Here is a 12,312-nt window from a genome sequence, read left to right as displayed (position 1 = left end):
CTCCTACAAGCGTCACCACTTAACGTCACCGAAGAAGGCGATCACGTAAAGACCCAGGCGATCGGTTTCTTGATCAGGGGTCCATGAGCTCGGCCGACCGAGCCGCGAACGCCTCCATCGCCTTCGCGGTGATCGGCCCCGGGGCCTCGGGCAGGACGGTGCCGTCCACCGCCCGGATCGGCTGGACGTCCCGGGTCGTCGACGTCAGGAACGCCTCCTCCGCCCGGTAGAACTCCTCCAGCGGGACGTCCTCCTCCTCGCCGCCGCACCACTCCAGCACCAACGCGCGCGTGACCCCGGCCAGGCAGCCCGACGACAGCGGCGGCGTCAGCAGCCGCCCGCCCCGGACGAGGAACACGTTGCTGCCGGTCCCCTCGCACAGGTTCCCCGCGAGGTTCCCGAAGATCGCCTCGCCGCCGCCGCGCTCCTTGGCGTACGCGAGCGCCAGCGCGTTGTCGGCGTACGACGTCGTCTTCAGGCCCGCCAGCGCGCCCCGCTCGTTGCGCGGCCACGGCACCACCGTGACGTCGCCCGTCGCCGGGAACGGCGCCTGCTCGTCCACGATGATCGACACCGTCGGGCCCGCGTCGCCGCGGGCCGACCCCAGCGGCCCCGGACCGCTCGTGTACGTGATCCGGATCCGCGCCAGCGGCCACCTCGGCGCCGCCGCCAGCACCTCCAGCACCCCCTGCGCGAGCGCGTCGTGATCGGGCGCCGGCAGCCCGAGGCCCGCCGCCGACGCCGCCAGCCGCCGCAGGTGCCGGGTCAGCGCGAACGGCTCGCCGTGCGAGGCCTTCACCGTCTCGAAGACGCCGTCGCCGACCAGCATGCCGTGGTCGAACACCGACACCACGGCCCGCTCGGGATCGACCATCTCGCCGTTCAGCCAGATCCTGGCCCGCCCGTCGTGGGCCTGCGCCGTCACCCGAAGCCACCTCCCATGGCCGGGCGCCTTCAGCCCGGCCTCGCGCCGTTCGCGGTGCGGACCGGACTCCGGGCGGCGCCGGCGCCAATACCGGAACGCGGCAGGCCGCCGTCCGCCCTGGGGCTCCGGACGCCCGCTGCGGGAGCGCCGCGCCGGGAGTCCGCGTCCACCCAGCCGATGGCCCCACAGTACGACCCCAGGGGGCCGGGTTTCGAGTTCATCCGGGCCGAGTCAGCGTCCCGGGCCGCACCGCAGATCTTGCCGAAGCCGGACGAACCTGTATGGCGAACGGCTCCAGACGAGGCCGGGCCTCGCGCCTCTCGCGCGCTCGGGATCAGACCAGCACGCAGCCGAACGAGTCCGCCAAGCCCCTCAGCCCCTCGTCCGTCACCTTCAGCGCCCGCCGCGTCGCCCCCCGCTCGAACCAGCCCAGCTCGATCATCCGGTCCGTCAGCGCCGCGCCCAGCGCCCCGTTCAGATGCGGCCGCCGCTCCGTCCAGTCCAGGCAGTGCCACGCGAACCTGCGGCGCGCCCGCCGCAGCGCCGGCACGTCCAGCCCCAGCGCGCCCAGCCGGTCCTCGCCCTTCTCCGTGACCTCGTACGACTCCTCGCCGTCCCGCTCGAGCAGGCCGCCGTCCACCAGCGCCGCGAACAGCGCCACCCCCGCCTCGCCCGCCAGATGGTCGTAACACGTCCGCGCCTCGTGCAGCCGCCGCGCGTCCCGCGACTGCCGCAGGCTCCGCACCTCCACCGGCGGGCCGATCCGCGACAGCGCCTCGATCACCTGCGCCACCTCCGCGTTCTGCAGCCGGTAGTACCGGTGCCGCCCCTGCTTCAGCGCCGTGACGAACCCGGCCTCCAGCAGCCGCGCCAGATGCGCGCTCGCCGTCTGCGCGCTCACCCCCGCCGTCCGCGCCAGCTCCCCCGCCGCCAGCGGACGCCCGTCCAGCAGAGCCGTCAGCATCGCCGCCCGCGCCCGATCCGCCAGCAGCGCCGCCACCGGGGCGATGTCCGAAGAAACAGCAAGTTCCGCCATACCTCGACCCTAGGCGCCGCATCCTTCGACCCGCATCGAAGCGTCCGCGGCGCGCCTCGCCGGGAAACCCGGTTTGGGGAACGGCCCCGGACGCGCTAATGTTTTCCCCGTCGCCGCAAGGGGCCGCAAGGCACCGGGCAGCACACGCGGAAGTGGCTCAGGGGTAGAGCATCACCTTGCCAAGGTGAGGGTCGCGGGTTCAAATCCCGTCTTCCGCTCTGAGGGGCCTTTCAGGCTGTGACCCAGAAGGTCTCTTCTGGTGGAGTGGCCGAGAGGCGAGGCAACGGCCTGCAAAGCCGTGTACACGGGTTCAAATCCCGTCTCCACCTCAACCGCCGTGACTCCCCCCGGAGACCACGTGCACGGGCGATTAGCTCAGTGGGAGAGCGCTACCTTGACACGGTAGAGGTCACTGGTTCAATCCCAGTATCGCCCACGATGGAGTTGGGAGTGGTGTGCCCGCGGAGAGCGCGGGCCGTCTCACCGTCTTCGGGTGCCCCGGGGGGGCCCCCCCGGGCCCCGGGTTGGGGGGGGGCGCGCCCCCCACGCCCCCCTTGTGGTTGCGGTCCGTGGGGACCTTTCCCTTCTCACCGCTTCTGTTGTTTGGGGCTTCGCCCCTTGCCCCCTTGTGGTTCAGGTCGGCGGTCCCGTGCTGGCCGGTGAGTGGTTTGGGGCTTCGCCCCTTGCCCCCTGGTGGTTGAGGTTGCTGATCCTCCTCTGCTTGGCGAGTGGTTCTGGGGCTCCGCCCCTGGCCCCCTTGTGGCTGAGGTTGCTGGTCCTCCTCCGCTCTGCGGGTGATTTTGGGGCTCCGCCCCTTGCCCCTCGTGGTTGGGGTTGCTGATCATCTGTCGCCTTGGGCTCTGGCCCACTTGGCGTGGTGTTGGTTGTCAGGTGTTGACCGGGGTGGGGTCATCGTTCGGGCTGTTTGTGCCGAGATTCTTGTGGGGTGCGGCTGGTTCGGTGCGCTAGCTGGGGTGGTTGGCGCGGGGGTGGGTCGGCGGGGGTTGTCGGTTGGGGTTCGGAGGGTTACCTTGCTCGGGAATTGATAGGAAACCTTCCTATCAATTACCGGTTCGGGGAGGGCGGCCGGTCGTGCAGCACCACCACCCCGGAAGCAGGTGTTCGGCATGCGAAGATTCCTCGCCATCCTGGTGTCGTTCCTGGTCGTCGCGGCGCTGGCGGCCGCTCCCGCGCGGGCGGCGGCGCGGTTGACGGCCGCGTTCAGCTTGTCCGGGACGACCGGGAAGTACGTGGTCGCCAACCCCGGAACGTCCGACGTGAGCGGCTGGAAGCTGACGTTCGAGCTGCCGGCGGGCGTCACGGTGAGCAACCCGCAGAACGCCACGGTGTCCCAGAATGGGACGAAGGTAACGCTCACACCCGCGTTCTACATCGCCACCGTGAAGGCGGGCGGGAGCACCGAGCCTTACAGCCCGACGTTCACGCTGAGCTCCGCCGCGCAGCCGACGAACTGCCTGCTCGACGGCGCGAACTGCGACGGTTCGGGCGAGCCGCCGCCCACGGTCGCGGCGGTCACCGCCGAGTACTCGGTGAGCGGGACGCAGGCGAAGTTCGTCGTCGCGAACAGCACCTCCACGGCCGTCGACGGCTGGACGATCGTCTTCGACCTGCCGAGCGGCGTGACCGCGAGCGGCGCCCAGAACGGGACGATCAGCCAGAGCGGCACGACCGTCACCCTGTCGTCCGTCTACTACAACTCCTCGATCGCGGCGGGCAAGACGACGGAGCCGTACAGCCCGACCTTCACCGTCAGCAGGTCCGGGGCGGAACCGGCGAGCTGCCGGGTCAACGACGCCAACTGCGACGGGTCCGCGGACGTCCCGCCGAGCGCGCCGGGCGGGCTGAAGACCACCGTGAAGACGACCAAGACCGTGTCGCTGAGCTGGGACGCGGCGAAGGCGGGGAGCCTGCCGGTCACCGCCTACGAGGTGTACAACGGGGCGACGCTCGCGACGACGGTGCCCGGCACCGCCGCGACGGTCACCGGGCTGACACCGAACACCCAGTACACGTTCACCGTGAAGGCCCGCGACCGGAAGGGGAACCTGTCCCCAGCGAGCACGCCGGTCACCGTGAAGACCAACGACCCCGGCGACGACACACAGGCGCCGTCCGTGCCGTCGGGGCTGCACAGCACGGGCAAGGATTCTGCGAACGTCGAGCTGGCGTGGTCCGCCTCGTCGGACAACACCGGCATCGCGAACTACGACGTGCTGGTGGACGGGAAGGTCGCCACGACGGTGACCGGGACGTCCGCGACCGTCGCCGGGCTGTCGCCGTCCACCGCGTACTCGTTCACCGTCCGGTCCCGCGACCTGTACGACAACGTGTCGGCGGAGAGCGCGGCGGTGAAGGTGACCACGGACGACGTCGTGAGCGGCTACGCGAAGGTCGGCTACTTCGTCCAGTGGGGCATCTACGGGCGGCAGTACTTCGTGAAGAACCTGGACACGACGGGCAACGCGGCGCGCCTGACGCACCTGAACTACGCGTTCGCGAACATCGACCCGAAGAACCTGACGTGCTTGCAGGGCGTCACGAAGGGCACCACGTCCGACCCCGAGGACCCGAACCAGGGCGACGGCGCGGGCGACGCCGAGGCCGACTACGGCCGCCCGTTCAGCGCGGCGCAGTCCGTCGACGGCGTCGCCGACACCGGCTGGGAGAAGCTGCGCGGCAACTTCAACCAGCTCAAGAAGCTGAAGGCGAAGTACCCGAAGCTGAAGATCCTCATCTCGATCGGCGGCTGGACGTACTCCAAGTACTTCTCCGATGTCGCGGCGACGGACGCCTCCCGGAAGAAGTTCGTCGGCTCCTGCATCGACACCTACATCAAGGGCGACCTGCCCGAGTACGAGAGCGCGGGCGGGCCGGGCGCGGCGGCCGGGATCTTCGACGGCATCGACCTCGACTGGGAGTGGCCCGGCTCCGACGGGCACCCGGGCAACCACGTCGGCGCCGCCGACAAGCAGAACAACGCGCTGCTGATCGCCGAGTTCCGCCGCCAGCTGGACGCGCTGACCGCGCAGACCGGCAAGCGCTACGAGCTCACCGCGTTCACCCCCGCGGACCCGGCGAAGATCGCCGCCGGATGGGACCTGCCGCAGGTCGCCAAGTCCCTCGACATCTTCAACGTCCAGGGCTACGACTTCCACGGCTCGGGCAGCGACAACTCCTGGGAGCCGAACCGGACCGGCCACCAGGCCAACCTGTACACCGACACCGACGACCCGTACCCGTTCCACTTCAGCGTCGAGAACGCGGTGAACACCTACCTCGACGCCGGTGTGAACCCGCGCAAGCTGACGATCGGGCTCGCCTACTACGGCCGGGGCTGGCAGGGCGTCACTGACGGCGGCAAGGGCGGCCAATGGCAGGCCGCGAAGGGCGCGGCGCCCGGCCAGTTCCAGGAGGAGGCGGGGACGCGCGGCTACGCCAACCTGGTCTCCAGCCTGCCGAACTGCACGGTCGCGCACGACGAGCAGGCCGTCGCGACGTCCTGCTTCACCGGTGACGGCGGCCAGTGGTGGTCGTTCGACGACGCCTGGTCGATCGGGAAGAAGACCGCCTGGCTGAAGAGCAGGCATCTGCTGGGCGCCATGATCTGGGAGATGTCCGGCGACCCGGGCGTGCTCACCAAGGCGCTCGACGACGGGCTGGCCTGACCACCGGACTCAGGGCCGGCACCGTCTCCCCCGCGCGGTGCCGGCCCTGACCCCCGTCAGGGCGCCTGCGGAGGCTCGCCCGGCAGGTCACCGGAGCCGGGGGCGCGCAGGCCGTCCAGGATGACGTGCAGGTTGCGGTCCCACTGCTCCTCGCCGGCCCGCAGGCCGAGCGTGTGCGGCCCGGTCCCCGCGGAGACCAGCAGGAACGCCACGTCGGTCCACATGACGTCGGCGCGCACGGCGCCCGCCTCCTGCGCCCGCTCGACCAGCCTGCGGATGCGGTCGCGCAGGTCGGCGCGGGAGTGGTCGAGGACGTCGCCGAGCGCCTCGTTGATGTCGCACAGCTCGTTGCGGCGGCGGATGTAGGACGCGGCGAACGCGCGGAAGCCCTCCCACGGGTCGTCGGCGGCCAGGCAGGCGTCGGCGGACGCGATGATCTCGCCGATCAGCTCGTCCAGGACGGCCTTCAGCAGGTCCTCCAGCGAGCCGACGCGGCGGTAGAAGGTGCCGATCCCGACGCCGGCGCGGCGCGCGATGTCGTGCGCGGTGATCTCCGATCCGGCCTCGCGGGCGGCCTCGTGGGCCGCGGCCACCAGGCGTTCCACGTTGCGGCGGGCATCGGCGCGGGGCCGGTGCCCGGTCCCGTCGTCCAGCAGCCGGTCCACGGCGGGCCAGGTCACGTCCATGGCACCAATCTACCAGCAAGCGGACGGGTACCCTCCAGTTAAATGGACGAGCGCCGTCCGCTTGTGTTAGCGTCTGCAACCGGACGAGGCGCGTCCGCTTGCTGGAGGGGTGCTCATGAAGACGAAGATGCAGGTGAGGCCGCAAAAGGACACCGAACGGGAAGCGGGGGGAGGTGACCGGGCCGCGCTCGCGGCGGGCTCGGCGGCGTCGTTCATGGTGTTCCTCGGCACCACGATCGTGACGCTCGCGCTGCCGACGATGCTGCGCGCGCTGCACGGGGGGCCGGCGGCCGGGGAATGGATCGTCAACGCCTACACGCTCACGCTGGCCGCCGGGCTGATCAGCGCGGGGGCGCTGGCGGACGCCCTCGGCGCCCGCCGGATCTTCCTCGCGGGCCTGGCCGTCGTCGCGCCCGCGTCCGCCGTCGCGGCCGCCGCAGGCGCCGTCCCGGTGCTGATCGCCGCGCAGCTCGCGATGGGCGCGGGCGCCGCGCTGCTGCTGCCCAGCTCGCTGACGCTGGCGACGTCCGGAGCGCGGGGCGCCGCCGGACGGGCCCGCGCGGTGGCCGTCTGGGGCGCGACCGGCGGTGTCGGCCTGGCGGCAGGGCCGCTGGTCGGCGGGGTGCTGATCGCGGCGGCGGGATGGCGGGCGGTGTTCGTCGTGAACGCGGTGCTCGGCACGGCGGCGGCCGCGGTGACGCTGGCCCGGGTCGGCGCGGTCCCGGCTCGTCCGCGCCGGCTGGACCTCGGCGGCCAGCTCACCGCGGGCGCGGCGATCGCGGGCCTGGTCTTCGGCATGATCGAAGGCCCGCACCTGGGCTGGACGCACCCGGCGGTGCTGGCGGCGGGCGGAGTGTTCGCGGCGGGGCTCGCGGCCTTCGTCCTCGCGGAGCGCAGGGCCGCCGAACCGTTGCTGCCGCTCGGGCTCTTCCGGCGCGCGGGCTTCTCCGGGACGAGCGTGCTCGGCATTCTGTTCAACTTCACCTTCTACGGCGTGATGTTCGCGTTGAGCCTGCTGCTCCAGGACGTGAAGGGGGAGCCGCCGCTGCTGGCCGGGCTGTCGTTCCTGCCGTTCACCGGCCTGATCGCGCTCGGCAACCTGGTGACGCCGTGGCTGCTCGCCCGCTTCGGCACCACCGCCGCGCTGCTGCTCGGGGAACTGCTGTTCGGCGGCGCCGTCGCGGCGCTCCTGGCCGTGGGGCCGCTGCCGCAGGAGTGGCCGATGCTGCTGGCCATGACCCCGGCGGGCCTCGGCGGGGGCATCGTCGTCGCCGCGATGACGACGCGGCTGGTCGAGTCGGTCCCCGCCGCGCTCACCGGGGCCGCGACCGCCGCGTACAACGCCGGCCGCCAGGTCGGCTCGTCGGCGGGCGTCGCGGTGTTCGGCCCGCTCCTGGCCGGCGCGGCGTTCGCCACGGGCTTCCGGATCTCCCTGGGGATCGCCGTCGCCGCGGTGGCCGCCACCGTGCCGATCACGCTCGCCCTCCGCCACGACACCGCCCCCGCCCGGCAACGCTGACCCGGACACGCTCCGCACCGCGTGAGGCGGCGCCCGACGGGCCGCCCCGCAGCGGGACGGCCTGCCGGGCGTCGCGCGCGGCTAGTTCTCGCGCAGGGCGCGCAGGGACTCTTTCAGGGAGCCGAGCGTCTTGAAGACCGCGGTCGGCTCGTAGCCGCAGTGCGCCATGCAGTTCGCGCAGCGCGGGTCCCGGCCCCGGCCGTAGGACTCCCAGTCGGTCTCGTCGAGCAGTTCCTGATAGGTCTGCGCGTAGCCGTCCGACATCAGGTAGCAGGGCCGCTGCCAGCCGAAGAGGGAGTAGGACGGGATCGCCCAGGCGGTGCAGCCGAAGTCGGCCTTGCCTTCGAGGAAGTCGAGGAAGAGCGGCGAGTGGTTCAGCCGCCACCGCTTGCGGTTGCCGCCGGCGAACGCCTTCTTGAACAGCTCGCGGGTCTCCTGGACGCCGAGGAAGTGCTCCTGGTCGGGCGCCTTGTCGTAGGCGTAGCCGGGCGAGAGCATCATCTCGTCCACCTGCAGGTCGTCGTTGAGGTAGTTCAGCACGTCGATGACGGTCTGCGGGGTGTCGGTGTTGAAGAACGTGGTGTTGGTGGTGACCCGGAAGCCGCGCTCCTTGATCAGCTTGACCGCGGCGACGGCCTCCTCGAACACGCCCTCCTTGCAGACCGACTCGTCGTGCCGTTCCTGCAGGCCGTCGATGTGCACGGTGAAGGCGAAGTAGGGCGACGGCGTGAACTTGTCGAGCTTCTTCGGGATGAGCAGCGCGTTCGTGCACAGGAAGACGAACTTCTTCATCCTGACCAGCTCGTCGACCAGCTCGCCGATCTGCGGGTGCATCAGCGGCTCGCCGCCCGCGATCGACACCATCGGGGCGCCGCACTCCTTGACCGCGGCGACGGCCTGCTCGACCGGCATGCGCCGCTTCAGCACGTCGGCGGGATGCTGGATCTTCCCGCAGCCCGCGCACTTGAGGTTGCACGCGAACAGCGGTTCGAGCTCCATGATGAGCGGGAACTTGTCCTTGCCGCGCACCTTGTTGGTCATGATGTGCGACGCGACGCGGACGCTCTGGCGCAGTGGCATCGGCATTAGGGTCGGACCTCCTTCGGCAAGGTGAACTCGGTGGTCTCCACCGTGACCTCGCGTTCGACGAGGTCGGCGGGGCCGAGGCCGCGCAGCGCGGCGACGACCGCGTCGAGCTCGGCGGGCGGCGCGGACGCGCCGGCGGTGACGCCGACGGCGCGGGCGCCGCGGAGCCGGCCGAGCGGGACGTCGGCCGGGCCGTCGATCAGCAGGGCGGGCGCGCCGGCCTGCTCGGCCACCTCGACGAGGCGGCGGGAGTTGGAGGAGTTGGCCGACCCGACGACGAGCACGAGGTCGGCCTCGCGCGCGACGCGGGCCACGGCGCGCTGGCGGTTGGTGGTGGCGTAGCAGATGTCGTCGGTGTGCGGGCCCCGCGCGTCCGGGAACCGCCGGATGATCTGCGCGGCCAGCGCGTCCGCCTCGTCGGCGGCGAGCGTGGTCTGGGTGAGGTAGGCGACGGGGCGGTCCGCGGGCAGCGCCGCGACGTCGGCGGGCGTCTGCACGAGGACCGTGGACTCCGGCGCCTCGCCGAGCGTGCCCTCGACCTCCTCGTGCCCGGCGTGCCCGATCAGCGCGACGAGGTCGCCCCGCGCGGCGTACCGGCGGGCCTCGGCGTGCACCTTCGCGACGAGCGGGCACGTCGCGTCGATGACGCGCAGCCCGAGCCGCCCGGCCTCGTCGCGGACGGCGGGCGCGACGCCGTGCGCGGAGAAGACGGTGACCGCGCCCGGCGGCACCTCGTCCAGCTCGTCGACGAACACGGCGCCGCGCCGGGCGAGGTCGTTCACGACGTGGGTGTTGTGGACGATCTGCTTGCGCACGTACACGGGCGGGCCGTGCATCTCCAGGGCCCGTTCGACGATCTCGATGGCCCGCTCGACGCCGGCGCAGAAGGAGCGCGGCGAGGCCAGGAGGATCCGGCGCGGCCCGATCGCGTCCGCCCATGCGCGCAGGGCGGGCCCGATCGTCCGCAGCCGCCGCAGGGCGGCCGCGCCGCCGGTGAGGGTGGCCGGGCTGAGCAGCGGGCGGTCCGGGGTGTCGACGATGGCGCGGACCACCGCCACCGGGCGGTCCCCGGCGGCGGCGAGCGGCGCCGACTCCATGTCGACGGCCATCGCCCCGGTCGCGGCCAGCTCGGCGCGCTCGCGGCCGGTGACGACGTGGTCGGTGGTGACCAGCGGGCCGCGGTGCACGGTCGCGCTGGTCGTCCGCTCCAGGAGCCCGGCGAGGGGCTCCGCCGAGGGGCAGGGCACGGGCGGGCCGGCGCCCCGCACCTCGGTCGCGACGAACAGGTCGCCGGGCCGCAGCCGCCCGTCCAGCGCGCCGCCGAACCCGGCCACGGCGAGCCCGTCGGCGTCGCGCAGCCGCGCGGCGGCCCGCCGCGCCCGCGCGGGGCCGGCGCCGGTCCGGACGACCGGCGGGCCGGCGTGCGCGAGCGCCCGCGCCTCGAGGCCGAGCGCCGCGCACACCACGGGCCTCGTCACCGGTCCCGCCCCAGGTAGCGGCCGAGGGCGCTGATCGGGAACACCAGCCGGTACAGGTGGTAGTTGATGTAGAAGTCGCCGGGGAAGCCGGTGCCGGTGAACTGGTCCTCGTCCCAGGTGCCGTCCGGGCGCTGGTTCTCGACGAGCCAGCGGACCCCGGCCTCGACCGCCGGTGACCGCTCGCCCGCGGCGAGCAGCGCCAGCAGCGCCCAGGCCGTCTGCGACGGGGTGGACGTGCCGCGCCCGATCCAGGCGGGGTCGTCGTAGGAGCGCAGGTCCTCGCCCCAGCCGCCGTCGGGGTTCTGGTGGTGCTCCAGCCAGGCGACGGCGCGGCGGATCGGCGGCTTGTCCGGGCGGACGCCCGCGGCGATCAGCGCGGGCACCACGCCGCCCGTGCCGTAGACGTGGTTGGCGCCCCACCGGCCGAACCACGACCCGTCCGGCTCCTGCGCCTTCAGCAGCCACACCACCGCCCGCTTGGTGATGGGCGACTCCGCGTGCCCCTCCTTGGCGAGGGCCTCGACGACGTGCGCGGTGACGTCCGCCGACGGCGGGTCGATGACGGCGCCGAAGTCGCAGAACGGCAGCTTGGTGCACAGCTCCTGGGTGTTGTCGGCGTCGAACGCGGCGAACCCGCCGTCCTTCGACGCCATCCCGGACATCCAGCGGACGGCCCGGTCGATCGGCCCGCGGGCCTCGGGCAGCCCGGAGCGGCGCAGCGCGAGGATCGCCTCGGCGGTGTCGTCGGTGTCGGGGTACAGGTCGTTGTCGAACTCGAACGCCCACCCGCCCGGCGGCAGGTCCGGCCGCCGCACCGACCAGTCCCCCGGGCCGCGGATCTCCTCGCCCACGACCCAGCGGGCCGCGCGCAGCAGCGCCGGGTCGCCGGCGGGCGCGCCCGCGTCCGACAGCGCGTTCATCGCGAGGACGGTGTCCCACACCGGCGACTGGCACGCCTCGAGGCGGCGGCCCTTCTCGTCCTCGATCGTGAACCGGTCGAGCCCGGCGAGGCCGCGCTTCATCACCGGATGGTCGAGGTCGTAGCCGAGCAGGCTCAGCGCCATCAGCGAGTACACCCACGGCGGCTGGATGCCGCCCCAGCAGCCGTCCGCCTCCTGCCGCGCGACGATCCACTCGGCCGCGCGCCGCAGCGCGGCCTTCCGCAGCGGCGCCACCGGCCGCTTCTCGTAGACGTGCAGGAACCGGTCCAGGGTGTTGAACGCCCGGCCCCAGCCGGTCGCCTTCCGCACCGGGCGCCGGCCCGCGCGCAGCTCCGGCAGGTCGAACGGCAGCGACCGGACGGGCCGCAGCGACCCGAGGACGGTCAGCGGCACGATCGTCTGCCGCGCCCAGCACGCCCAGCTGTAGACGTTCAGCGGGACGCGGCTGGGCAGGAACATCAGCTCCGGCGGCATCACCGGCAGGTCGTCCCAGGACCACTGGCCGAACAGCGCGAGCCAGATGCGGGTGAACACGCGGCTGCCCTCGATGCCGCCGGCCTCGCGCGCGTAAGCGGCGGCCTTGCGCATGTGCTCGTCCTCGGGGGCGTCGCCGGCCAGCCGCAGCGCGACGTACGCCTCGATGGTGGTGGACGGGTCCGGCGGTCCACCGTAGAAGTTCGCCCACGTTCCGTCGGCGCGCTGCTGCGAGCGGATCCAGCGCGCCGCCCCGGCGGTCTCGGCCTCGGTGCGGATGCCGAGGAACTGGCGCAGCAGCAGGTCCTCGGCGTCCATCGTGACGTTGGTCTCCAGCTCGGCCTTCCACCAGCCCTCGGCCGACTGCAGGCCGAGCAGGTGGTCGCGGGCCGCCTCGACGGCGGCCGCGGCCGCTTCGGTGAGTCCGGGGGCTTCCGTCGTGGTCATTCGGCATCCTGCTTTCTGACGGGTGTCCGCGTCC

Annotated in this window: 8 protein-coding genes and 3 tRNA genes; 5 read left to right on the top strand and 6 right to left on the bottom strand. The window is 72.8% G+C overall.

Annotation, left to right across the window (positions count from 1 at the left end):
• Positions 1-73: 73 nt before the first annotated feature.
• Entirely contained in the window at positions 74-874 is an 801-nt protein-coding gene (locus ABT299_RS32620; protein WP_500253092.1) for an aminotransferase class IV, read from the bottom strand.
• 385 nt (positions 875-1,259) lie between these two features.
• Positions 1,260-1,961 carry an ArsR/SmtB family transcription factor gene (locus ABT299_RS32615; RefSeq protein ID WP_500253083.1) on the bottom strand — a complete coding sequence of 234 codons (702 nt, stop codon included), beginning with the start codon at positions 1,959-1,961 and terminating at the stop codon, positions 1,260-1,262.
• A gap of 146 nt (positions 1,962-2,107) precedes the next feature.
• Here ABT299_RS32615 and ABT299_RS32610 point away from each other — a divergent pair.
• The 4 genes from ABT299_RS32610 (at position 2,108) to ABT299_RS32595 (ending at position 5,647) form a co-directional block, all read left to right on the top strand.
• Positions 2,108-2,179, top strand: a tRNA-Gly gene (locus ABT299_RS32610).
• A gap of 40 nt (positions 2,180-2,219) precedes the next feature.
• Positions 2,220-2,290, top strand: a tRNA-Cys gene (locus tag ABT299_RS32605).
• Between the two features lie 35 nt (positions 2,291-2,325).
• Positions 2,326-2,397: transfer RNA gene (locus ABT299_RS32600), tRNA-Val, on the top strand.
• A 691-nt stretch (positions 2,398-3,088) separates the two neighbouring features.
• Entirely contained in the window at positions 3,089-5,647 is a 2,559-nt protein-coding gene (locus tag ABT299_RS32595; RefSeq protein ID WP_500253082.1) for a glycosyl hydrolase family 18 protein, read from the top strand.
• A 56-nt stretch (positions 5,648-5,703) separates the two neighbouring features.
• Here ABT299_RS32595 and ABT299_RS32590 read toward each other — a convergent pair whose 3' ends face one another.
• Positions 5,704-6,333: a TetR/AcrR family transcriptional regulator gene (locus ABT299_RS32590; RefSeq protein ID WP_194737300.1), complete on the bottom strand. Its 630-nt coding sequence runs from the start codon at positions 6,331-6,333 to the stop codon at positions 5,704-5,706.
• Positions 6,334-6,448: 115 nt separating this feature from the next.
• On the opposite strand from ABT299_RS32590, the gene ABT299_RS32585 reads away from it, so the two are divergent.
• Positions 6,449-7,852, top strand: a complete 1,404-nt coding sequence (locus tag ABT299_RS32585; RefSeq protein ID WP_500253081.1) for an MFS transporter — start codon at positions 6,449-6,451, stop codon at positions 7,850-7,852.
• 81 nt (positions 7,853-7,933) lie between these two features.
• Here ABT299_RS32585 and hpnH read toward each other — a convergent pair whose 3' ends face one another.
• Genes hpnH through shc form a run of 3 tightly spaced genes read right to left on the bottom strand, consistent with a single transcriptional unit; the run spans position 7,934 to position 12,278 of the window.
• On the bottom strand, positions 7,934-8,932 hold the full coding sequence (hpnH, locus tag ABT299_RS32580; protein ID WP_241756055.1) for an adenosyl-hopene transferase HpnH: 999 nt from the start codon (positions 8,930-8,932) through the stop codon (positions 7,934-7,936).
• Positions 8,933-8,937: 5 nt separating this feature from the next.
• Positions 8,938-10,416: a 4-hydroxy-3-methylbut-2-enyl diphosphate reductase gene (ispH, locus tag ABT299_RS32575; protein WP_500253080.1), complete on the bottom strand. Its 1,479-nt coding sequence runs from the start codon at positions 10,414-10,416 to the stop codon at positions 8,938-8,940.
• Entirely contained in the window at positions 10,413-12,278 is a 1,866-nt protein-coding gene (shc, locus tag ABT299_RS32570; RefSeq protein WP_500253079.1) for a squalene--hopene cyclase, read from the bottom strand. The genes ispH and shc overlap by 4 nt, the downstream gene beginning before the upstream one ends.
• Positions 12,279-12,312: the final 34 nt, after the last annotated feature.

Origin of the sequence: Spirillospora sp. NPDC000708, assembly GCF_040299565.1 — a bacterium.
Classification (GTDB): domain Bacteria; phylum Actinomycetota; class Actinomycetes; order Streptosporangiales; family Streptosporangiaceae; genus Spirillospora.
Note: the sequence above shows the minus strand (reverse complement) of the source record. Positions and strands in the feature narration are given on the sequence as shown.